This window comes from Mesorhizobium album (assembly GCF_033977205.1).
Taxonomy (GTDB): Bacteria; Pseudomonadota; Alphaproteobacteria; order Rhizobiales; family Rhizobiaceae; genus Mesorhizobium; species Mesorhizobium album.
In genome coordinates, this window is record NZ_JAVIIW010000007.1 from 109,876 (window position 1) to 132,661 (window position 22,786).

Annotated in this window: 21 protein-coding genes; 13 read left to right on the top strand and 8 right to left on the bottom strand. The window is 64.9% G+C overall.

All coding sequences use genetic code 11. From position 1 onward, the window contains the following. Positions 1 to 147: 147 nt before the first annotated feature. The 6 genes from RFN28_RS08360 to RFN28_RS08385 all read right to left on the bottom strand — a co-directional run bounded on the left by RFN28_RS08360 (position 148) and on the right by RFN28_RS08385 (position 6,225). Positions 148 to 894, bottom strand: coding sequence for an FAD-binding oxidoreductase (locus tag RFN28_RS08360; protein ID WP_320286899.1), 747 nt, complete (start codon positions 892 to 894; stop codon positions 148 to 150). Continuing rightward, positions 891 to 1,502 carry a molybdopterin-dependent oxidoreductase gene (locus RFN28_RS08365; protein ID WP_320286900.1) on the bottom strand — a complete coding sequence of 204 codons (612 nt, stop codon included), beginning with the start codon at positions 1,500 to 1,502 and terminating at the stop codon, positions 891 to 893. The genes RFN28_RS08360 and RFN28_RS08365 overlap by 4 nt, the downstream gene beginning before the upstream one ends. A gap of 256 nt (positions 1,503 to 1,758) precedes the next feature. Beyond that, positions 1,759 to 3,312, bottom strand: a complete 1,554-nt coding sequence (locus tag RFN28_RS08370) for a DegQ family serine endoprotease (RefSeq protein WP_320286901.1) — start codon at positions 3,310 to 3,312, stop codon at positions 1,759 to 1,761. Between the two features lie 187 nt (positions 3,313 to 3,499). Next, on the bottom strand, positions 3,500 to 4,246 hold the full coding sequence (locus tag RFN28_RS08375) for an MBL fold metallo-hydrolase (RefSeq protein WP_320286902.1): 747 nt from the start codon (positions 4,244 to 4,246) through the stop codon (positions 3,500 to 3,502). Then, positions 4,246 to 5,412, bottom strand: coding sequence for a diphosphate--fructose-6-phosphate 1-phosphotransferase (locus RFN28_RS08380; protein ID WP_320286903.1), 1,167 nt, complete (start codon positions 5,410 to 5,412; stop codon positions 4,246 to 4,248). The genes RFN28_RS08375 and RFN28_RS08380 overlap by 1 nt, the downstream gene beginning before the upstream one ends. Positions 5,413 to 5,535: 123 nt before the next feature. Beyond that, a complete protein-coding gene (locus RFN28_RS08385; RefSeq protein WP_320286981.1) occupies positions 5,536 to 6,225 on the bottom strand; it encodes a L,D-transpeptidase in 690 nt (229 codons plus the stop codon). Positions 6,226 to 6,535: 310 nt separating this feature from the next. Between RFN28_RS08385 and RFN28_RS08390 the strand changes: the two genes are divergently transcribed. The 3 genes from RFN28_RS08390 (at position 6,536) to xylB (ending at position 10,137) form a co-directional block, all read left to right on the top strand. Further along, positions 6,536 to 7,159 (top strand): LysE family translocator, encoded by a 624-nt coding sequence (locus RFN28_RS08390; protein ID WP_320286904.1) that lies wholly within the window; start codon positions 6,536 to 6,538, stop codon positions 7,157 to 7,159. A 115-nt stretch (positions 7,160 to 7,274) separates the two neighbouring features. Continuing rightward, a complete protein-coding gene (locus RFN28_RS08395; protein ID WP_320286905.1) occupies positions 7,275 to 8,600 on the top strand; it encodes a tetratricopeptide repeat protein in 1,326 nt (441 codons plus the stop codon). 82 nt (positions 8,601 to 8,682) lie between these two features. Further along, positions 8,683 to 10,137, top strand: a complete 1,455-nt coding sequence (xylB, locus tag RFN28_RS08400; RefSeq protein WP_320286906.1) for a xylulokinase — start codon at positions 8,683 to 8,685, stop codon at positions 10,135 to 10,137. A gap of 197 nt (positions 10,138 to 10,334) precedes the next feature. On the opposite strand, the gene RFN28_RS08405 is transcribed toward xylB, so the two are convergent. Beyond that, positions 10,335 to 10,697: a nuclear transport factor 2 family protein gene (locus RFN28_RS08405; protein WP_320286907.1), complete on the bottom strand. Its 363-nt coding sequence runs from the start codon at positions 10,695 to 10,697 to the stop codon at positions 10,335 to 10,337. A 112-nt stretch (positions 10,698 to 10,809) separates the two neighbouring features. Here RFN28_RS08405 and xylA point away from each other — a divergent pair, with 112 nt between their 5' ends. From xylA to RFN28_RS08420, 3 genes are all read left to right on the top strand, one after another. After that, a complete protein-coding gene (xylA, locus tag RFN28_RS08410) occupies positions 10,810 to 12,135 on the top strand; it encodes a xylose isomerase (RefSeq protein WP_320286908.1) in 1,326 nt (441 codons plus the stop codon). A 184-nt stretch (positions 12,136 to 12,319) separates the two neighbouring features. Then, the gene (locus RFN28_RS08415) at positions 12,320 to 12,523 is read left to right on the top strand and encodes a hypothetical protein (protein ID WP_292302810.1); all 204 of its coding nucleotides are present in this window, start codon (positions 12,320 to 12,322) and stop codon (positions 12,521 to 12,523) included. A gap of 116 nt (positions 12,524 to 12,639) precedes the next feature. Beyond that, on the top strand, positions 12,640 to 13,401 hold the full coding sequence (locus tag RFN28_RS08420) for a TIGR01458 family HAD-type hydrolase (protein ID WP_430677527.1): 762 nt from the start codon (positions 12,640 to 12,642) through the stop codon (positions 13,399 to 13,401). Here RFN28_RS08420 and RFN28_RS08425 read toward each other — a convergent pair. Beyond that, positions 13,382 to 14,362 (bottom strand): GlxA family transcriptional regulator, encoded by a 981-nt coding sequence (locus tag RFN28_RS08425; RefSeq protein ID WP_320286910.1) that lies wholly within the window; start codon positions 14,360 to 14,362, stop codon positions 13,382 to 13,384. The two genes, RFN28_RS08420 and RFN28_RS08425, sit on opposite strands and share 20 nt — an antisense overlap. Before the next feature lie 137 nt (positions 14,363 to 14,499). Between RFN28_RS08425 and bcoG the strand changes: the two genes are divergently transcribed. The 7 genes from bcoG (at position 14,500) to RFN28_RS08460 (ending at position 22,415) form a co-directional block, all read left to right on the top strand. Beyond that, positions 14,500 to 15,417 carry a 3-dehydrocarnitine:acetyl-CoA trimethylamine transferase BcoG gene (bcoG, locus tag RFN28_RS08430; protein WP_320286911.1) on the top strand — a complete coding sequence of 306 codons (918 nt, stop codon included), beginning with the start codon at positions 14,500 to 14,502 and terminating at the stop codon, positions 15,415 to 15,417. 16 nt (positions 15,418 to 15,433) lie between these two features. Next, a complete protein-coding gene (locus RFN28_RS08435) occupies positions 15,434 to 16,057 on the top strand; it encodes an HD domain-containing protein (protein WP_320286912.1) in 624 nt (207 codons plus the stop codon). A 2-nt stretch (positions 16,058 to 16,059) separates the two neighbouring features. Next, positions 16,060 to 17,172 carry a carnitine 3-dehydrogenase gene (locus RFN28_RS08440; RefSeq protein ID WP_320286913.1) on the top strand — a complete coding sequence of 371 codons (1,113 nt, stop codon included), beginning with the start codon at positions 16,060 to 16,062 and terminating at the stop codon, positions 17,170 to 17,172. Positions 17,173 to 17,176: 4 nt separating this feature from the next. Continuing rightward, positions 17,177 to 18,340, top strand: coding sequence for an acyl-CoA dehydrogenase family protein (locus RFN28_RS08445; RefSeq protein ID WP_320286914.1), 1,164 nt, complete (start codon positions 17,177 to 17,179; stop codon positions 18,338 to 18,340). A gap of 62 nt (positions 18,341 to 18,402) precedes the next feature. Further along, positions 18,403 to 20,481 carry an acetate--CoA ligase family protein gene (locus tag RFN28_RS08450; protein ID WP_320286915.1) on the top strand — a complete coding sequence of 693 codons (2,079 nt, stop codon included), beginning with the start codon at positions 18,403 to 18,405 and terminating at the stop codon, positions 20,479 to 20,481. Next, the gene (locus tag RFN28_RS08455; protein WP_320286916.1) at positions 20,474 to 21,256 is read left to right on the top strand and encodes a carnitinyl-CoA dehydratase; all 783 of its coding nucleotides are present in this window, start codon (positions 20,474 to 20,476) and stop codon (positions 21,254 to 21,256) included. The genes RFN28_RS08450 and RFN28_RS08455 overlap by 8 nt, the downstream gene beginning before the upstream one ends. A 217-nt stretch (positions 21,257 to 21,473) precedes the next feature. Continuing rightward, on the top strand, positions 21,474 to 22,415 hold the full coding sequence (locus RFN28_RS08460; RefSeq protein ID WP_320286917.1) for an alpha/beta hydrolase: 942 nt from the start codon (positions 21,474 to 21,476) through the stop codon (positions 22,413 to 22,415). The last annotated feature ends 371 nt before the right edge of the window (positions 22,416 to 22,786 follow it).

Genomic DNA, 22,786 nt, shown 5'->3' on the forward strand with positions numbered 1-22,786 from the left:
GATGCTGATCCGGAGCCGATTCGGAAGCGTCGCTGGCATCGGCAAGGAGAGAGAAATCGGGGCTCCCAGATGGCCGGGCTGAATCAGGCAGAGCCTGATGCAATCTGGCGCTGGCAAACCCCGCCGGTCAGCTGAGATGGCGAGCGTTCACACCCCGTAGCGCTCGGTGCGGATGATGCCCGCCGGAACGCCGGCATCGATCAGCGCCTGGGCGGCCGCGGACACGAACGCATTCGAGCCGCAGACGAAGGCAAGCGTGGGCGGCTTGGGCAGCCGTCCGATGGCCTGCATGACCATGGCGGCATCGATGCGGCGCGAATGGTCCGCCGGCCGTCGCGCCGGTTCGCGTGTCAGCGTCAGTACCAGATCGAAGCCGTCGCGGCGGTCGTCGAGGCTAATCAACTCGTTGCGGAAGATCACCTCGTCCCAGATCCGCGCCGAGAACATCAGCGCGACCGGCACTGCCGATTTTCGCAGCGTCCGGTGGCGCACCATGGCCATCAGCGGCACCACGCCGGAGCCGCCGCCGACCAGCAGGAGCGGCCCGCCGTCGCTCGCCTCCCAGATGAAGTGGCCGCCGAGCGGACCGCGCAATTCGATCTCGTCGCCGACCTCCGCCACATCGTGGAAGAAAGGCGAAACCTCGCCATCGTCGAGCCGCTCGATCGCCAGCTCGATGCCGGCGCCTGCCTCCGGCGCCGAGGCAATGGAATAGGAACGGCGCGCCTGATAGCCGTCCGGCGCCGTCAGCCTGATGTCGACATGCTGCCCCGCCAGATGGGTAAACGGTCGCGACGGCTGGAACCAGAAGCTGGTGACGCGCGGCGTGCGCTTTTCAATGCGGGTGATCGAGGCCGTTTGCCATGGCGACTTCGGCTGCGGATCCGCGCTCATGGATCGCCCGAATAGCGCTGCTCACGCCAGGGGTCGCCATAGATGTGGTAACCGCGCAGCTCCCAAAAACCCGGCTCGTCGCGCTCGGTGAATTGCAGCCCATGTACCCATTTGGCCGACTTCCAGAAATAGAGATGCGGCACCAAAAGCCGCGCCGGTCCGCCATGGTCGGGAGCGATCGGCTTGCCCTCGTAAAGCAACGCCACCATCGCCTTGCCAGTGGCAAGGTCCTTGGTCGGCACGTTGGTGGAATAGCCGTCGAAGGAATGCGCCAACGTGAAGGCGGTCGGCGGCTCGATGCCGGCATCGGCGAGGACGTCGTCGATCATCACGCCTTGCCAGGCCGTGTTGAACTTGGTCCAGGCCGTCACGCAATGGATGTCTCGGGTCATCTTGCTTTGCGGCAGGGCGTTGAATTCCGCCCAGTTCCAGCTCTTGATCGGCCGCGGTCCGTGCTTGAGCGTGAAGGACCAGTCCTCCGTGCGCACGCGCGGCGTCGGTCCTGCAGAGAGAACCGGAAAGCCCTGCTCCAGATATTGTCCCGGCGGGATGCGCTGACCCGTGTCCGAGGGAGGACGCCTTCCGGAAAAGAAGCCGCGTGTGACCATCGAGACGCCTCCTTGCACGGTCGAGCAGTGTTCTCGAAGACATCCCGACGGGCAACAGGAATCTTGCGGGCAGTTCGGAAGCATTCGTGCGGCACATACCCCCTTACCCGTCCCCACAGGGAACGGGACGATGAGGGACGGCCAAGCTCCTCAGCTATTGCTGCTGGCTGGCACGTACACGGGATTCCCCTCCCCTTGCGGGGAGGGGTTAGGGATGAGAGTACTTGCGTATGCGCTCGCCCGCCAGCAACACGCCTCAGCCAGCGGCGAAGGGTACGGCGACGAAGATCTGCTGGTCGCCGCGATCGACCAGAAGCAGCACCGACTTCTTGCCGGACTTGCTGGCCTCGGCGATCACCTGGTTTGCCTGCCTGGCGCTCTTCACCGGCGTTTGGTCGACGGCGACGATGACGTCGCCCGGCTGGAGGCCGGCGGCCGAGGCTGCCTTGTCCGGGCTGACGCGCTCGACCACGGCGCCGCGCTGGTTGTCGGCAAGGTTGAGCTCCTGGCGGATGTCAGGGGTGATGTCCGTCAGGCCAAGGCCGAGCGACGGCACGCCCAGGCCCTGTCCGGCGGACGGCTTGCCCTGTTCGCCGGTGGAAGCGGTCTGCGTATCCTCGCTGTTGCGGCCGACATCGGCCGAGATCTGGATCGCCTTGCCCTTGCGCCAGATATTGACCGTCTCCTTGGCGCCAGGCGCGACATCGGCGACGGCGCGCGACAGATCCTTCGGGTCCTTGATCTCCTGGCCGCCGAAGCCGGTGATGACGTCGCCGATCTCGATGCCGGCCTTGGCCGCCGGCGACCCTTGCGTGACCGCCGCGACCAGCGCGCCGCCCGGATGATCGAGGCCCATGGCGCTGGCGACATCCTGCGTGACCGGTTGGATCTGCACGCCGAGATAGCCGTATTCGATATTGCCGCCCTTCATCAGCTTGGCGACGACCTTCTGAGCCTGGTTCGACGGGATGGCGAAACCGACGCCGACGCTACCGCCATTGGGCGAAAAGATGGCGGTATCGATGCCGACGACATTGCCGTCGACGTCGACCAGCGGACCACCGGAGTTGCCGCGGTTGATCGGCGCATCTATCTGGATGAAATCGTCGAATGGCCCGCTATGCAGGTCGCGCCCGCGCGCCGAGACGATGCCGGCCGTGACGGTGGTACCGATGCCGAACGGATTGCCGATCGCCAGCACCTGGTCGCCGGTCATCAGCTTGTTGGAATCGCCCCATTTGATGGTCGGCAGCGGCTTGCTCGCCTTGATCTTGAGCACCGCAAGATCGTTCTTGGTATCGTGGCCGACAAGCTTGGCGGGCAGTTCGGTGCCGTCGTCGAGAGTCACCTTGATCGATGTCGCGCCGTCGACGACGTGGTTGTTGGTGACGATGGTGCCATCCGAGCCGACAATGAAGCCGGAGCCCAGGGCCTCGGCGTGCTGCGACTGCTGTGGCGGCGCCTTGGGCACAGGGATCCCCTGATCGCCGAAGAACTGGCGGAAATAATCGTCGAAGGGCGAATTGCCGTTACTGCCATCAGGGGGCGAGGCCTCTCCCATGGCATTGGGCTGTGCATTCATGACTGTCGTGACCGTCACGACAGCCGGCTTGGTGGTGGCGACAATCGGCGCGAACGAGCCGTTGGGCGCCTTTATGCCGGCGACCGGGGTCTGGGTTGTCGCGGCCACGGTGCTCAAGCCTGCGTTGCCCCCATTTTGCGCAAAGGAGACGACGACGGGGGTGATGATCAGCGCAGCGCCCAGCAGGGCCGCGACGCGATGTCTGCGAAGTATGCTTGATGGTGACATGGTCGTTTCTGTCCGGGCGAGAGTTGATCCGGCGCCGCGGGCACTATCGAGGGAAGCGCCCGTCGACGTGTCGGCGACCGGGACTGCCTGCCTCGCCATGCATGGCAGCCGGCCGGATCGACAATCGGGATTTAGGGCGCGGAATGGCCTGAATCAGGGCCTTTGGGTAACCTTACGAAGATTTAATTCAGAGAGCGCTCACGAACCGCTCTCTCCGGCGCAGATAGGCAGACGCTATCTCGCGCATGCCCACGCCATCGAAACTGGGGCCATGGCCGCCATGGCCGATCCGTATCGGCAGGTCGAGCAGCCGCTGCATGGTGCGGCAATAGGCAGCCCGGTCGGAATCCGGCAGATCGTCGATCAGCATGCCGTCATAGATAGCGTCGCCGGCGAAAAACCGTCCGTCGGCCTCGTCGAACAGCCCGATCGAGTCCGGCGAATGTCCGGGCAGATGCAGCACGCGGAATTTCCGGTCGCCGAGATCGATGACATCGCCCTCGTCGAGCGCTCGCGAAAGCGGCGCCGACGGGATCCGATAATCGGCCGCCTTCCAGCCGGGCGCCGGCAGCTTTGATACCGCGCCGTCGAGATTGTGGAACATGTAGGCATAGGTGACGGCATCATCCATGCCTTCGAACTGCGCCGCGCTCGCCTTCGGCCCCATCCTGAGCGGAAATTCGTGCAGCGAGCCGACATGATCGAGATGGATGTGAGTGGCGACGACGATGAGCGGCTTGCCCGCCGGCGTGTCGATCTCCGGCGCCAGCGGGCAGATACCCATGCCGGTATCGACCAGAAGATCGGCGTCGCGGCCCTTGAAATGCCAGATATTGGCGCGCACGAAATCATGCACGAACGGCTCGGTGAGCATCGTCGTCCCGGCATCGACGATGGCCTTGCCGAACCAGTCGCCCACCACAAGCTCGTGCATCAGACGAACGGCTTGCCGACCTTGTATTTTTCCGGCACCAGCCGCTTCAGATAGGCCATGCCGGCCTCGGAAAGCTGGCTGACATCGGGCTTCATGAAATTGTCCGGCATATGGCGCGTCTTGCCAGCGACCGCCTTGAGCGGCACCTTCTTCAGCACGGTCTTTTTGCCATCATATTGCAGCGCCACCGAGCCGCCGCCTTCCTCGGCGACCGCAACCGCAAAAGCACCTGCATCGAAGGCTTCTTGAGCATCCACCGCGCTGATCGCGCCGACATAGCCGCGCGGCATGTAGCCCAGTGCATCGACGCGCGCCCGCTTGCCCGGCAGGCCTTCGGCGAGCGCCCGTTCGAGCGCCGCCGGCAGGTCGCTGCCCGACAATTTGACGTTGCCATGCTGGTCGCGCTCGAGCTTTTCCGGCGGCACCAGACTTTCGACCAGTGCCCTGCCGTCGGCGGTGCTGACGCCCTCCGAGACGGCGACGATGCAGCGCTTATGCCGGTCGAGCGTCTTGCGGACATCGTCGATGAAGCGCTCGGCGGAGAAGGCGCGCTCGGGCACATAGACGAGATGCGGGCCGCTGTCGGGATCGAGCTGCCAGGCGGCGGCGGCAGCGGTGAGGAAACCGGCATGCCGGCCCATGACGATGCCGACATAGATGCCGGGCAGCGCGCGGAAATCGAGATCGACGGAGAGGAAGGCGCCGGCGACGAATTCAGCGGCCGAAATGAAGCCCGGAGTGTGGTCGTTCTCCTCGAGGTCGTTGTCGATGGTCTTCGGCGCATGCACGAAGGCGATGCTGCCGCCCGCGGCATCTGTCAGGATCTGCTGCGTGCCCGAGGTGTCGTTGCCGCCGATATAGATGAAGGCGTCGGCGCCGGCCTTCTTCAGGCCGTTGAGGATGACCTCGCAATAGGCGGCGTCAGGCTTGTCGCGGGTCGAGCCGAGGGCGGCGCTCGGCGTGGCGGCGATCAGCCGCAGCCGATCCTCCGGAATGGCGGAGAGGTCGACATAATTGCCGTCGCGGATGCCGCGCACGCCATGGATCGAACCCAGCACCTTGGCGCCGGGATGCCGTTTGCGGATCTCCAGCGTGGCGCCGACGACCGTCTGGTTGATGACGGCGGTCGGGCCGCCGCCCTGCGCGATGACGAAGGTTCCGGCCATGATCTTTCTCTCCCAAGGCGAAGGTTTTCAGAGCACCTTCGCCTGTCTTGCGGTATCGCGCAACGGAAAGAAACGGGGAGGCATGGTCCCGAAAAATTGCGACCGCTTGTGCCGCTGAAGAAATCAGACCACGACGACCGGGTTTTTCTTCGAGACGCGGTTGTAGAGATCGATGATATCCTGGTTGATCAGCCGCACGCAGCCCGACGACATCGCCTGGCCGATGCTCCACCATTCGGGCGAGCCGTGAATGCGGTAACCGGTATCCTTGCCGTTCTGGTAGATGTAGAGCGCGCGGGCGCCGAGAGGATTGGTGAGGCCGCCGGGCTGGCCGCCTTGCCATTTCACCAGCTCCGGCTTGCGCTGGACCATCTCCGGCGGCGGCGTCCAGACCGGCCATTCGCGGCCATACTGGATGTTGGCGCGGCCCGACCAGCGGAAGCCGTCCTTGCCGATGCCGACGCCGTAGCGGATGGCATCGCCGCCCGGCTGGACCAGATAGAGCATGCGTTCCTGCAGATGGACGACGATGGTGCCGGGCGCCTCGCCGGTCTTGTCAACGACGATCTGGCGGCGGAACTCCGGCTTGACCTTCTGCCAGGGCACAGCGGGCACCTGGAAACCGCCATCGGTGAGCGAGGCGTACATCACGTCCGGGCCGGTGATATTCTTGTCGACGCTGATCGCCGGGCGCATCGGATGCACCGAGCCGGTGGTGGTATCGTCGAGCTGTAGCTGCGGCAGATCGAGCGTGTCGGTGGTGCTGCAGCCGGCGATGCCGAGCAGCGCCATGGCGCCTGCGCCGGCAAGCATGGCGCGGCGGGAAAGCTGAATTTCGGTTTCGATTGTATCGCCGTTCGAAGGCGGCGTCAGACTTTGCGGCAACTCGCGCATACACCAAACCCTACGCTGTCGGCGGGAAGCACGGTCCGGCCGAATGGCAGGCATTTTCATCGTTCATGGTTGATAAAGCATGAAGAGTGCAGACCCGGGCTTAACCCTAACAGCCGGTTACTTCGCTGGAGGACCCGGCAGACAGACGCCGAAGATTTTCTCCAGGCCCTCTTTACAATCGCGAAGACCCCAGGATTTATCCTTTTCTTTGCGCTCAAGGAATAGGGAAATGTCCTTCGAAAACTGGGCTGCCTTTGCCGCCGCCTCCACGATCCTTCTCGTCATTCCAGGCCCGACGATCCTCTTGGTCGTCTCCTATGCGCTGGGCCAGGGCTGGCGCACCGCTTTGCCGATGGCGGTCGGCGTCGCGCTCGGCGACTTCACCGCGATGACGCTGTCGATGCTGGGCATCGGTGCGCTGCTTGCCGCTTCGGCCACGGTGTTCACGGTGCTCAAGGTGATCGGCGCCGGCTATCTGATCTATCTCGGCATAAAGCTATTCCGCGCCGGCGGTGCTCTGAAGGCTGAGCCGCGCACCGACGCGGTGTCGGCGGCAAGGATGATGGCGCATGCCTGGCTGGTCACGGCGCTCAACCCGAAGAGCATCACCTTCTTCGTCGCCTTCCTGCCGCAGTTCCTCGACCGCCACGCCGACTTCTGGACGCAGATGCTGGTCTTCGAGGCGACCTTCCTGGGGCTCGCCTTCAGCAACGCCTTCGGCTATGCGCTGATTGCTTCCAGGGCGCGCGCCATCGTGCGCAACCCGAAGGCGATCCGCGTCTTCAACCGTACGGGCGGCACCCTGCTGGTTGGCGCCGGCATCGCCACTGTGGCGATGCGCTCGGGGAATTGAGGCGGTACCGTAGCAGGGTAGGCAAGAAGCCCGTCGTCCACGGTTGGCGGGTTGGTCGGCGATGCTCTAGGATCAGGCTCCGAACAGCCGATTTGCGAGCATCGAAGGACACTCAATGGCGCTGAAGGACGCATTCGGCCTGGCTTTTTCAGGCGCGACCCAAGCCGGCTTTTCGTCCTACGCCAGAGCCGTCCATGAGCTGCAATGCTTCATCGGCGACCCGGTCGCTGCAATCGACCGCGCGATCGCCGACGACCCCGGCTTCGTGATGGCGCATGTGTTCAAGGGCTATCTGTTCGGCCTCGCCACCGAGCGCGATGCAATGGCAGTTGCGCGATCCTGCCATACAGCGGCGCTGCCGCTTACCGGCACCACGCGCGAGCAGGCGCATGTCGCAGCTCTCGGCCATCTCGCCGAGGGCCGCTGGCACGATGCCGCCCGCGTCCTGGAGGATATCGCAATCGACAATCCGCTCGACGCGCTGGCGCTGCAGATAGGACACCAGATCGACTTCTTCACCGGCAATGCCCGCATGCTGCGCGACCGCATCGGCCGGGCGCTGCCGGCCTGGCAGAAAGGCATGCCGGGCTATCATGCCGTTCTCGGCATGCAAGCCTTCGGACTGGAGGAAATGGGCGATTATGCGCGCGCCGAAAGCTTCGGCAGGCAGGCGATCGACATCGAGCCGCGCGACGGCTGGGCACAGCACGCCGTGGCGCATGTCATGGAAATGCAAAGCCGGCAAAAGGACGGCATCGCCTGGATGCGCGCCAACCCCGATGCCTGGTCCAAGGACAGCTTCCTGAAAATCCACAATTGGTGGCATCTGGCGCTGTTCCACTACGATCTCGGCGAGATCGATGAGGTTCTGGCGCTCTATGATGGGCCGATCTACGGCGACCGCTCGACGCTGGCGCTCAACATGGTCGACGCCTCGGCAATTCTTTGGCGTCTCCATCTCGGCGGCGTCGATGTCGGCGACCGCTGGGCGGCACTGGCCGCGAACTGGGCGCCGAAGGCCGCGGCCGGCAATTATGCCTTCAACGACGTACATGCGATGATGGCCTTTCTCGGCGCCGGGCTGGCGGCGCCCGCGCAAACCTTGCTTGAGGCGCAGCGCGAGGCGATGCGGGGCGATGACGACAATGCCGCCTTCACGCGCGATGTCGGCCATCCCCTGACCTTGGCCATCAAGTCCTTCGGCGAAGGCAATTACGATGAGGCCGTGCGCCTGATCCGGCCGATCCGCTCGATCGCGCACCGCTTCGGCGGCAGCCATGCGCAGCGCGACGTGATCGACCTGACGCTGATCGAGGCGGCGCTGCGCGCCAGCGACGCGGCGCTGGCACGGGCACTTGCCGCCGAGCGCCGGCTGGCGCGGCCGGATAGTCCGCTATCGGCGCTGTTCTTGAGGCGCGCGGCCGATTTGTCGGAGAATTGACCCGAAGCGGATCTTGGCATAAGAACTGGCCCAGCCAGATTTTTTCGAGATCCGAAAAAATTAATGGCAATGGGAGGAAATCATGTATCTCGGCCTCGACCTGGGCACATCAGGCGTCAAGGCGCTGCTGATCGATGATCGCCAGAAGGTCATCGGTTCCGGCCATGGCTCGCTCGATGTCTCGCGGCCGCATCCCGGCTGGTCCGAGCAGGACCCGGCGCACTGGATCGAGACCTGCGAGGCGGCGATCGACGCGCTCAAGGCTTCCCATCCGAAGGAACTCGCGGCGGTGAGGGGCATCGGCCTTTCCGGCCAGATGCATGGCGCGACCCTGCTCGATGCCTCGGACAAGGTGCTGCGCCCGTGCATCCTGTGGAACGACACGCGCAGCCATGCCGAGGCGGCCGCGCTCGACGCCGATCCGCGCTTCCGCAGGCTCACCGGCAACATCGTCTTCCCCGGCTTCACGGCGCCGAAGCTCAGCTGGGTGAAGAACAACGAGCCGGCAATCTTCGCCAAGGTGGCCAAGGTGCTCTTGCCCAAGGATTTCTTACGGCTCTGGCTGACCGGCGAGCATATTTCGGAAATGTCGGACTCGGCCGGCACATCCTGGCTCGATGTCGGCACCCGGCGCTGGTCCTCCGAACTGCTGGCAGTGACATCGCTCGATGAAAGGCACATGCCGTTGCTGGTCGAAGGCACAGCGAAGGCCGGCGGCCTGCGTGGCGAGCTCGCGGCGAGATGGGGTGTTGGCGCCGGCATTCCGGTTGCCGGCGGCGCCGGCGACAACGCGGCCTCGGCCTGCGGCATGGGCAGCGTCCGCGCCGGCCACGCCTTCGTCTCGCTCGGCACCTCCGGTGTGCTGTTTGCCGCCAACGCCTCCTATCTGCCCAATCCGGAAAGCGCGGTGCACACCTTCTGCCATGCGCTGCCCGACACCTGGCACCAGATGGGCGTCATTCTGTCGGCCACCGATTCGCTCAACTGGCTGTCGGAGATCACCGGCAAAGGCGCCGGCGAACTGACCGGCGAGCTCGGCGACAGTCTCAACGCGCCCACGGGCGTCACCTTCCTGCCCTATCTCTCGGGCGAGCGCACGCCGCACAATGATTCCGGCATCCGCGGCTCCTTCACGGGGCTTGCGCATCAATCGAGCCGCGCCGCGCTGACGCAGGCCGTGCTCGAAGGCGTCGCCTTTGCCTTCCGCGACAGTCTCGAAGCGCTTAAGACGGCCGGCACGACGCTGTCCCGGGTGACGGCGATCGGCGGCGGCTCGCGCTCGCGCTACTGGCTGAAGGCGATCGCCACCGCTTTGCAGCTGCCGGTCGACATTCCGGCCGACGGCGATTTCGGCGCCGCTTTCGGCGCGGCGCGCCTCGGCCTGATCGCCGCGACAGGTGCCGATCCGCTTGCCGTCTGCACCGCGCCGGCGACCGATGCCACGATCGAACCCGACGCCCGCCTCGGCGGCGCCTTCGCGGACGCCTATCAGCGCTACCGCGCGCTTTATCCGGCGATCAGGGCTGCAACCGCGTGAGCGGGCGCGAGGCACCCCCCTCTGCCCTGCCGGGCATTTCCCCCTCAAGGGGGGAGATCAGCAGCGTTGATGGCTCTGCCAGTCTTGCATGGCTGGTGATTTGCGAAAGCGAAAAAGCCGGCCAATCTCCCCCCTTGAGGAGGAGATGTCCGGCAGGACAGAGGGGGGTTCCTCGCACCTCCCCTCCCCAGTTGGCCTCACTGCGCCGGCACCTTGTCGAGGAAGCCGGTGACGCTCTTCAGGCGGCCGTTCTCGATGATGCCGATATCGGTGCCTTCGATGACGGACTCTGCGCCTTCGGGTCCGAGATTCCACGAGAAGCGGATGCGATCGGCGAAACCGTCAGGCTCACCCTTCAGCGAGAAGCGGAAGCCGGAAAAGCGCTGCTGGACACCGTCGATCAATGCGGCGATGCCGTCGTGGCCGTCCCCCTGCATGACCGGGTCGCGATAACTGACATCCTTGGTGAAGGCTGCCTCGAGCAGGGCCTTGCGGCGCGTCGCATCGCTCTCGTTCCAGGCGGTGATGTAGTTGCGGGCGATGGTGTTGAGGTCGGTCATTGTCTTCATCCTTCGTTGGATCGTTTCGACATGACCCTTTTCGCCGGACGAAGGAACGAAACCAATTACGCCTGAGGTAATCGGGCGAAAGCATTCGGAGAGGAAGGAAAACATGAGCAGCGGATTTTTCGGCGACATCAAGAAGATCAAATATGAGGGACCGGATTCGACCAATCCGCTGGCCTACCGGTATTACAACCCCGACGAGGTCGTTGCCGGCAAGCGGCTGGAGGACCATCTGCGCTTCGCCGTCGCTTACTGGCATTCCTTCGCCTGGCAGGGCGGCGACCCCTTCGGCGGCCAGACCTTCGACCGGCCGTGGTTCGCCAAGCCCGGCGGCGTCGATACGATGGAACTGGCCAAGCTCAAGGCCGACGTCGCCTTCGAGATGTTCTCGCTGCTCGGCGTGCCCTATTTCTGCTTCCACGACGCCGATGTCCGCCCGGAAGGCAAGGATTTCTCCGAGAGTGCTGCGCGCCTCGACGAGATTGCCGACCATTTTGCCGACAAGATGAAGAAGACCGGCGTCAAGCTGCTCTGGGGCACGGCGAACCTCTTCTCGCACCGCCGCTTCATGGCGGGCGCGGCCACTAATCCCGATCCGGACGTGTTCGCCTATGCAGCGGCGACGGTGAAGAAGTGCATCGACGTGACCAAGAAGCTCAAGGGCGAGAACTATGTGCTGTGGGGCGGACGCGAGGGCTATGAGACGCTGCTCAACACCGACCTTGCCCGCGAGCAGGAGCAGGCCGGCCGTTTCCTCAACCTCGTCGTCGACTACAAGCATAAGATCGGCTTCAAGGGCACGATCCTGATCGAGCCGAAGCCGCAAGAGCCGACCAAGCACCAGTACGACTACGATGTCGCGACCGTCTACGGCTTCCTGAAGCGCTTCGGGCTGGAAAAGGAGGTCAAGCTCAATATCGAGCAGGGCCATGCGATCCTCGCCGGCCATTCCTTTGAGCACGAGCTGGCTTTGGCCAACGCGCTCGGCGTCTTCGGCTCGATCGACATGAACCGCAACGACTATCAGTCGGGCTGGGATACCGACCAGTTTCCCAACAACGTGCCGGAAATGGCGCTGGCCTATTACCAGATCCTGCAGGGCGGCGGCTTCAAGACCGGCGGCACCAATTTCGACGCCAAGCTTCGCCGCCAGTCGCTCGACCCGGAAGACCTGCTGATCGGCCATATCGGCGGCATGGATTCTTGCGCGCGCGGCCTGAAGGCGGCCGCCCAGATGATCGAGGACAAGGCGCTGTCCGCTCCGCTGGCCGAGCGTTATGCCGGCTGGAATACGTCCGAAGGCAAGGCGATGCTTTCCGGCAAGCGCACGCTGGAAGAGATCGCCGAGCGCGTGGTGAAGAAGAAGATCGAGCCGCAGCCGCGCTCCGGCCGGCAGGAGTTGCTGGAGAACATCGTCAACCGCTACGTCTGAAGCGTCCTGCGGCGCCCGATTCGGGCGCCGCAGAGCTGAAATTGCATTCCCCGCGGGGTGAAACTACACGACAAGGTTTTGCCCCGCGCTGCCCCTCAATCGCCCCGCTCTTGCCTTCAAACAGCCGTCACGGATCTCCTATATTGTGGACATGTGGCGGGAAGGAAAGAAGGAGGCGAAACGTATGCAGCACGAACGCGAAATCGACGCCCTGCTCTCTCCGGGCGAGGCTGGCTCGATCATTGATCGGCTGATGGCGCTGCCGCATCCGAAGGATGGCGCCCGCAAGACAAATGAATGGGACCGCGCGGTCGCCGCGCGGCTCGAAACGGCGCTGGCCAAGAGCATGCGCTCGCGCATTGTTCGCGAAGGCCGCGACGCCGCCTGATTTTTCGGGGCCCGATTCCGTGGCCCTGTTTTCCGTGGCCCTGTTTTCCGTGGCCCTGTTTTCCGTGGTTTGACGAACGGAGACTGTTTCTCCATCCTGCACCGATGATACGCGCGGTGCTGCTCGACCTTGCGGGTGTCGTCTATGATGGCGACACCCCGATAGCGGGCGCTGTGGCCGCGGTCGAGCGTTTGCGCAAGGCCGGCCTGCCGCTCCGCTTCGTTAGCAACACGACACGCTCGCCGCGCCACAGAATCATCGCACAGCTTGCCGCCCTGGGCGTCGAGGTTGCGGATGAAGAATTGCTGACGCCGGCGCGCGCCGCGGTGGAATGGCTGCGCAGGCATGTTCGCCGGCCGCATTTGCTCGTCCATCCCAACCTCGAAGCCGAGTTCTCCGGCCTGGAGGGCGGCAAGGGCCGCTCTGTCGTCGTCGGCGATGCCGGCGAAGCCTTCGACTATGCGACTCTAAACCGGGCGTTCCGCGAGTTGGTTGCCGGTGCCGATTTTCTGGCTTTAGCCACCAACCGAACCTTCAAGGATGCCGACGGTGAGCTCAGCCTCGACGCCGGCGCCTTCGTGGCGGCCCTCGAATTCGCCAGCGGCCGAAGCCCTGTCGTGCTTGGCAAGCCGTCGCCGGATTTCTTCCTCTCGGCGCTCGCCGATCTGAACTGCCCGGCTGCCGATGCGGTCATGGTCGGCGACGATGCCGAAAGCGACGTCGCCGGCGCGCTCAGCGCCGGGCTTGGCGCGGCGCTGCTGGTGCGGACTGGCAAATACCGTCCCAACGATGAGACACGATTCGATCCGCCGCCGACGGCATTGGTGGACGATCTCACCGCTGCGGCGGACTGGATCCTCAGCCGCGCCGCAGCCTGACCGGCGCTTCGCCAAAAGCTCTGGAAAACGCCCTGGAAAAGGCGGCAGCGGAGGAAAAGCCTGTGCGCCCGGCAATGTCGGCCATGGCGATGCGCGTGTCGACCACCAGGCGGCGGGCGGCGCTGAGGCGGAGCCGCAGATAATAGGCGCCAGGCGTCTCGCCGATCGACTTGCGGAAAATGCTCTCCAGCGTCCGCGCCGTCACGCCGGCGCGCTTGGCCACCGCATCGATGGTCAGCGGCTGGTCGACATGCGCTTCCATCAGCCGGATCGCCTGCGCCAAGCGCGGATCGTAGCCGTCGAGTCGGCCGAGAGAGACCAGCGGCTGCGCGTCGGTCGCGGCGCGCGCCTGGTCGTAGATGAAGACGCTCGCCACATCGAGCGCGGCCGCCATGCCGAGCCGGGTGCGGACCAGATGCAGCATCAGGTCGAAGGTCGGCGAGGCGCCGCCGGAGGTGAAGACCGGCCCGTCGATGACGTAACGGTCCGGCCGCACGTCGACGCCGGGAAAGGCGGCGGAGAAATCCTCCATGTCTTCCCAATGCGTGGTGGCGCTGCGGCCCTCGAGCAGGCCGGCCCGCGCCACCAGCCAGGTGCCGGCCTCGACGCCGCCGCAGGCGCGGGCCGCCCGCGCCGCCCTCCGCAAACCCGCAAGCAGCTGGGCGGTGGCGTAGTTCTGCGTGCCGAAGCCGGCAACGACGACCAGCATGTCGGTGGGCTCGGCGGCATCGAAGCGCCCGCTGACGGCAACCGGCAGGCCGCATGTCGTCACCGGCGCCTCCCCTGTGACCGAGACCAGCTTGAAGTCGAACAGCGTCTCGCCAGAGATGCGATTGGCGGCGCGCAGCGGGTCGACCGCCGAGGCCACGCACATGATGGACGCGCCCGAGAACACCAGGAATGTCACCTTGAGCGTTTCGCGTTCGGAGCGAAAGATGGTCGGCTTTTCGCTTTTAATCATGAGAGCTTCGTAAAACGCAAAACAGTTTCCGGCAAGTCGGTCATTCTTGATCAGCTTCGGCGCATGTCGTCATAGCATAGCCGGTTTCCGGATTTTTGCTCGACATGGATGGCTGATCGAATTTGGGAGGAAAGACGATGCCACTCGCGATGAACCGTGAGGTCTTCATTACCTGTGCCGTGACCGGTTCCGGCGGCACGCAAGACCGCAGCCCGAATGTGCCGCGCTCGCCCAAGCAGATCGCCGATTCGGCGATCGAGGCCGCCAAGGCGGGTGCCGCCATCGTCCATTGCCACGTGCGCGACCCCGAGACCGGCAAGCCGCGCCGCGACGTGCACCTCTACCGCGAGGTGACCGAGCGCATCCGCGAGGCCAATGTGGACGTGGTGCTGAACCTAACCGCCGGCATGGGCGGCGACATGGTGTTCGGCTCGCCGGAAGCGCCGCTGCCGCTCAACGAGAAAGGCACCGACATGGGCGGCGCCACCAACCGCATGGAGCACGTGCGCCAGTGCCTGCCGGAGATCTGCACACTGGATTGCGGTACGATGAACTTCGCCGAAGCCGACTACGTGATGACCAACACGCCCGGCATGCTGCGCGCCATGGGCGGCATGATGACGGCGCTGGGCGTCAAGCCGGAGATCGAGGCCTTCGACACCGGCCACCTGTGGTTCGCCAAGCAACTGGTCGAGGAAAAGGTGCTCAACCCCGACGCGCTGGTGCAGCTCTGCATGGGCGTGCCGTGGGGGGCGCCGGACGACCTCAACACCTTCATGGCGATGGTCAACAATGTGCCTTCGACCTGGAACTGGTCGGCCTTCTCGATCGGCCGCAACCAGATGGCCTATGTGGCCGCGGCAGTTCTTGCCGGCGGCAATGTCCGCGTCGGCCTGGAAGACAATCTCTGGCTCGATAAGGGCGTATTGGCGACCAATGCGCAGCTCGTCGAGCGCGCGGTGAGCATCGTGACCAATCTCGGCGCGCGCGTGCTGGGCCCGGAGGAAGTACGCAAGAAGCTCAATCTCACCAAGCGGGCACCGATCGCCCCGTGATTTGAGGGAGTCGGAGATGGCTACCGTCAAATTCACTGCGATGAAGGACGGCGACAAGGAAGACTACGAATTCCTGACCGCCCATGAGATCGACTATGCCGCCAAGACCGGCGATCGGCTGCTCACCGCCCTGGTGCAGCTCGATCAGGGTTTATCCGGCTACAAGATCACCCGGCTTGGCCATTCGCTGCAGGCGGCGACGCGTGCCTGGCGCGACGGCGCCGACACCGACTGGATCGTCTCCGCGCTGCTGCACGACATCGGCGACATCTATGCGCCCTACAATCATGACGAATATGCCGCCACGATCCTGAAGCCTTTCGTGCGCGAGCAATGCACCTGGGTGGTGGAAAAGCACGGCGACTTCCAGCGCCTCTATTACGCGCATCACCTGGGTGGCAACCGGCATGCCCGCGACCGCTTCGCCGGTCACCTCTATTTCGACGACTGCGACCGGTTCTGCGAGCGCTGGGACCAGTCGAGCTTCGATCCCGACTACGACGCGCTGCCGATCGAATTCTTCCGCCCACTCGTGCTCGAAGTGTTCGCGCGCAAGGCCTACGACCCCGCGGTGATCCGCGCCGGCGAACGTGAACCGCTTACCGATCCTGAAACAGCCAAGACAAGAACCGGAGCCTGACCATGAGCATCATCAACAAGGCGGCCGCCATCGGCGGCGGCGTCATCGGCGCCGGCTGGGTGGCGCGCCTGCTGCTCAACGGCATCGATGTCTCGATCTTCGATCCCGATCCGGAGGCTTCGCGTAAAGTGGGCGAGGTGATGAAGGGCGCGCGCCGCGCCTACAAGCTGATGCTGCCCGGCGGCCTGCCCAAGGAAGGCAAGCTGACCTTCGCCAAGACGATCGCTGAGGCGGTTGCCGATGCCGACTTCATCCAGGAAAGCGTGCCGGAGCGGCTCGACCTCAAGCACAGGGTGCTGGCCGAGATCGACCTTCATGCGCCAGCCAACGCCATCGTCGGGTCCTCGACCTCCGGCATCAAGCCGACCGACATGCAAGTGGCGATGAAGAAGCATCCAGAGCGGTTAGTCGTCGGCCATCCTTTCAATCCGGTTTACCTTCTGCCACTGGTCGAGATCGTCGGCGGCCAGCAGACCTTCCCGGAGGCGATCGAAGTCGCCAAGGAGCTTTACGCCGCGATCGGCATGAAGCCGGTGGTAGTGCGCAAGGAGATCGAGGCCTTTGTCGGCGACCGCCTCTTGGAAGCGGCCTGGCGCGAGGCGCTGTGGCTGGTCAAGGACGGCATCTGCACCGTCGAGGAACTCGACGACATCATGCGCTATTCCTTCGGCCTGCGCTGGGCGCAGATGGGTATGTTTCAGGTCTATCGCGTCGCCGGCGGCGAAGCCGGCATGCGCCACTTCATGGCGCAGTTCGGGCCGTGCCTGAAATGGCCGTGGACCAAGCTGATGGACGTGCCGGAGTTCAACGACGAGCTGGTCGACCTCATCGCCACGCAATCCGACGAGCAGGCGAACGGGCTGTCGATCCGCGAGCTGGAAAAGATCCGCGATGACAATCTGGTCGCGATCATGGAAGCGCTGTCGAAGCAGAACAAGGGCAAGGGCTGGGGCGCCGGCGCCTTGCACAAGGAGTATACGAACCGGCTCGCCAAGCTGGCAGCGAAGAAGCCGGTCCCCGTAAAGGCCAAGGCGGCCAAGCCGGCGAAGAAGGCTGCGAAGCCGGCAAAAGCTGACAAGCCCGCCAAGGCGAAGAAGAGCAAGAAGAAGGGCTGAGGCGATGCATTTCGGTCTCTCGGAAGAACAGAAGCTCATCGTCGAGACCACGCGCGCCTTCGTCGAGAACGAGCTTTACCCGCATGAACATGAGGTCGAGCGTACCGGCGTGCTGCGCCGCGAGCTGATCGAGGAGCTCAAGGCCAAGGCAATCGCGGCCGGGCTTTACGCGGCCAACATGCCGGCCGATGTCGGCGGCGCCGGCCTCGATACGGTGAGCTGGCTGCTCTACGAGAAGGAGCTAGGCCGCGCCAACTACGCGCTGCACTGGACCTGTGTGGCGCGCCCGTCCAACATCCTGCTCGCCGGCACGCCGGAGCAGCGGGAAAAGTATCTCTTCCCGTGCATCCGCGGCGAGAAGTGGGACTGCCTGGCAATGACCGAGCCCGGAGCCGGCTCGGACCTGCGCGGCATGAAGGCGACCGCCGTGCAGGACGGCTCGGACTGGGTGCTCAACGGCACCAAGCATTTCATCAGCCACGCGGATATCGCCGACTTCGCGATTTGTTTCATGGCCTCGGGCGAAGAGGATTCGCCGCGCGGCAAACGCAAGAAGATCACCGCCTTCTTCGTCGACAAGGGCACCAAAGGCTTCACGGTGCGCGACGGCTACCGCAACGTCTCACATCGCGGCTACACCAACTCGATCCTCGAATTCGACGACTGCCGGCTACCGGCGAGCCAGATCCTTGGCGAAGTGCACAAGGGCTTCGAGGTCGCGAACTCGTGGCTCGGCGCCACGCGCCTGCAGGTCGGCGCCACCTGCCTCGGCCGTGCCGAGCGCGCGCTTTCGCATGCGATCGAATATGCGGCGCAGCGTCAGCAGTTCGGCCAGCAGATCGGCAAGTTCCAGGGCGTGTCGTTCAAGCTCGCCGACATGGCAACGGAGTTGAAGGCCGCCGACCTGATGGTGTTCGAAGCCGGCTGGAAGTACGATCAGGGCACCGTCACCGACCAGGACATGGCGATGGCTAAGCTGAAGGCCACCGAGATGCTGGCTTTCGTTGCCGACGAAGCCATTCAGATCCATGGCGGTATGGGGCTGATGGACGACCTGCCGCTGGAGCGCATCTGGCGCGACGCGCGCGTCGAGCGCATCTGGGAAGGCACTTCGGAGATTCAGCGACATATTATTTCGCGGGCGCTGCTGCGTCCGTTCGGGGCTTAGCGCATGATCGCCCAAACCGGAATCCGGTTTGGGAAAGAACGTGCTCAAACGAAAAGATGACCATGCATAAGCTCGAACGTCTCCTGCGCCCGAAATCGATCGCCGTGTTCGGCGGGGCGCAGGCCGCCGCCGTCGTAGCGCAGTCGATCAAGATGGGCTTTGCCGGCGAGATCTGGCCGGTGCACCCGACAAAAGACGAAGTCGCCGGCCGCAAGGCCTACCGCTCCGTCGCCGACCTGCCGGGCGCTCCGGACGCGGCCTTTGTCGGCGTCAACCGGCACCTCACCATCGAGGTGGTCAAGGCGCTGGCCGAGCGCGGCGCCGGCGGCGCCGTTTGCTTCGCCGCCGGCTTCCTCGAGACCGAAGCCTATGACGAGGATGGCGAGCGGCTGCAGGCCGAGCTCGTCGCCGCCGCTGGCCAGATGCCGATCATCGGCCCGAACTGCTATGGCCTGATCAACTATGCCGATGGCGCGCTTCTGTGGCCCGACCAGCACGGCGGCATCCGGCTACCGGACGGCGGCAAGGGCGTCGCCATCATCACCCAGTCGTCCAACATCGCCATCAACATGACGATGCAGAAGCGCGGCCTGCCGATCGCCTTCCTGATGACGGCCGGCAACCAGGCGCAGACCGGCCTTTCCGAAATGGCACTCGGCCTGATCGAGGACGAGCGCGTCACCTCGCTCGGCCTGCATATCGAGGCCTTCGATTCCGTAGCCGGCTTCGAGCGCTTGGCGGCGAGAGCCCGCGAGCTGAAGAAGCCGATCATCGCCATGAAGGTCGGCCGCTCGGAACAGGCACGGCAGGCGACGGTGTCGCACACCGCGTCGCTGGCCGGCTCGGATGCCGCTTCCGGCGCCTTCCTGAAGCGGCTCGGCATTGCGCGCGTCGATTCCATTCCGGCCTTCATCGAAGCGCTGAAGCTCTTGCACATCACCGGGCCATTGCCCGGCTACAGGCTGTCGTCGATGAGTTGCTCGGGCGGCGAAGCCTCGGTCATGGCCGACAGCGCCGAGGGGCGCTGGGTGCATTTCCCGACGCTGACGGCCGAGCACCGCGCGCATGTCAAATCGACGCTCGGGCCGCTGGTCGCGGTCGCCAATCCGCTCGACTACCACACCTTCATCTGGAACAACGAGCCGGCGATGACGGCCACCTTCACCGCGTTGGTGTCGGGCGGCTTCGACCTCAACATGCTGGTGCTCGACTTCCCGCGTCCCGACCGCTGCTCGGACACCGACTGGTGGGCGACGCTGCGCGCCTTCGAGGCAGCGCTGAAGACCAACAGGGCGCAGGGTGCGATCGTCTCCTCGCTGCCCGAAAACCTGCCGGAGGAATACACCGCCGGGCTGATGGCGCGCGGCATGGTGCCGTTGTTTGGCATTTCCGAAGCCATGGATGCCGCCCAGGCCGCCGCCTTCATCGGCTGGGCCTGGCGCGAGCCGCAGGCACAGCCGGTCGATACGTCTGCCGCCGGTGTGACGGACGGAGATCATGTCACGCCCGACGAGGCCGAGGCCAAAGCGCGTCTGATCGAGGCCAGCCTGCCGGTGCCGAAAGGCGAGCGGGCTTCCAACGCGGTCGAGGCGGTGATCTCGTCGATGGCGCTAGGATTCCCGGTGGCGCTGAAGGCGTTGGGCGTGACGCACAAATCGGAAGTCGGCGCGGTGCGGCTTAATCTCAAGGACGCCGAATCCGTCAGCAATGCCGCGCATGACCTGCTGCCGCTCGGCACCGGGCTCTATGTCGAGCGTATGGTGCGCGACGGCGTCGCCGAGCTGATCGTCGGCTTCACCCGCGACCCGATGTTCGGCGCGGTGATGACGCTCGGCACCGGCGGCGTGCTGGTCGAGCTTTTGCGCGACAGCGTCACCCTGATGCTGCCGGCGACCCGCGACGACATCGAGGCGGCGTTGCGGGGGCTCAAGCTCTATCCCCTGCTCGAAGGTTATCGCGGCCGGCCGAAGGCCGATGTCCAGGCCGCCATCGACGCGATCGCCGGCATTGCCGACTTCGTGCAGAAGAATGAAGTCGAGATCGAAGAACTCGACATCAACCCGCTGATCGTCTGCGCCGAAGGCAAGGGCGCCTGGATCGCCGATGCACTGCTGGTGCTTGGAGAAAAGAAGAATGGCTGACGTCATCACCACCCGCCGCGAAGGCACCATCCTCGAAGTCACGCTCGACCGGCCGAAGGCCAACGCCATCGACTTGAAGACGTCGCGGCTGATGGGCGAGACGTTCAAGGCGTTCCGCGACGATCCCGGCTTGCGCGTCGCCATCGTCAAGACGGCCGGCGACAAGTTCTTCAGCGCCGGCTGGGACCTGAAGGCGGCGGCCGCGGGCGACGCGGTCGACGGCGACTATGGCGTCGGCGGCTTCGCCGGGCTGCAGGAATTGCGCGACTTGAACAAGCCGGTGATCGCCTGCGTCAACGGTATGGCGGTGGGCGGCGGCTTCGAGCTGGCGCTGTCCTGCGACCTCATCTACGCCTCGGACCATTCCTCCTTCGCGCTGCCCGAGATCCGCGCCGGCACGCTGGCCGACGCAGCCACCATCAAGCTGCCGAAGCGCATTCCCTATCATATTGCTATGGACCTCCTGTTCACCGGTCGCTGGATGGATGTTGCCGAGGCGCATCGCTGGGGCCTGGTCAACGAGGTGCTGCCCAAGGAAAAGCTCGAGGACCGCGTCTGGGAGATCGCGCGGCTCTTGGCCGGCGGCCCGCCGCTGGTCTTCGCCGCGATCAAGGAAACGGCGCGCGTGGCCGAGGCGCTGACCTTCCAGGACGCGATGAACAAGGTGACGCGCCGGCAGCTGCCGACGGTCGACATCCTCTACGGCTCGGAGGACAATATGGAAGGTTTTCGCGCGTTTGCGGAAAAGCGCGACCCGGTGTGGAAGGGCAGATAGGCCCGCAGACGATGGCGTTCCGTCACACCCCCCTCTGGCCTGCCGGCCATCTCCCCCGCAAGGGGGGAGATCGGATGTCGCCGTCGCTTTCGCCAATCGTCGACGTTGCAGGAATGGCGCTGTCGCCGAAGCTGCCAATCTCCCCCCTTGCGGGGGAGATGGCCGGCAGGCCAGAGGGGGGTGCCCGGGCTCGACCTTCAAAGTTGGTCCAAATACCATGACCGACTACGCAAAACTCATCGACGCCGAGACCTGGGCCTTCATCGAGAAGACCAACTCCTATTATCCGCCGGATACGATCGACTACACGATTGCCCGGCAGCGTGAAATCTACGACCGCATGTGCCGGGAATTCTTCGCCGGCTACCCACAAGGCGTGACGGCGGAAACGACAGCCATTGCCGCGTCGACGAACAGCATCCCAATCCGCATCTACCGCAATGCGGAACCGAACAGCGCCGCTCTGGTGCTCTATATCCATGGCGGCGGCTTCATCCTGGGCGGGCTGGACAGCCATGACGATGTCTGCGCCGAGCTTTGCGCCCGCACCGGCTATGAGGTGGTCTCGGTCGATTACCGGCTGGCGCCGGAATATCTGCATCCGGCTGCCTTCGACGATGCGCTGAAGGCCTTCGAATGGGCGTCCGAGACCTATGATAGCCCGGTCCTGCTCTGCGGCGACAGCGCCGGCGGCAATCTCTGCGCGGCTATCGCCCACGCGACGCGCGGTCACGTCAAGAAGCCGATCGGCCAGGTGCTGATCTATCCCAACCTCGGCGGCGACCGCTCGCGCGGCTCCTATGTGACGCATGCCGAGGCGCCGATGCTGACCGTGCGCGATACCAAATTCTACCTGAGCATTCGCACCGGCGGCGTCGACCGCACCGGCGACATCACGCTGTCGCCGCTCGCCGATGCCAATTTCGCCTACCTGCCGCCCACGGTGCTGATCACCGCCCAATGCGACCCGCTGTCCTCCGACGGCGAGGCCTATCGCGACCACGTCGTCGCAGCCGGTGGGCATGCCTACTGGTTCGAGGAACCGGGGCTGGTGCACGGCTATCTGAGAGCCCGGCATACAGTCGGCCGGGCGCGAGCCAGCTTCACCCGCATCGTCGAGGCGGTGTCCGTGCTCGGCAAGGGCGAATGGATCTGGTGATCTTCCCAAGCGGCAAAGACAGCTCTTCCGCCCCGGCGCCTACATCGCATTGAACCTTTCCGTCTCGGGCCGCGACTGACGGCCAGGCTGCGCAATCGTGCGAGCCCGGAAAGGAACGCTCCAATGAGCAGAAACCCCGAGGCCCGGCGGTCTCCGGGACCAACAGGAGCCCAGCGCGACCATCGCTTTCGGGAGCAGGTCTATGCGCTGGGCTTCCGGCTGATTCCGTTGACCGTGCCCAGGAGCCGGCGTATCGTGACCAAGCGGAAAACAGACAATTTTATCGGAGACGAACGAGCCGGAACGCCGCGACTTGCCTTGATCCGCGCGGCGAAAACGGGGGGTTCTTCCGACGACTTCGGGGGGAGCTC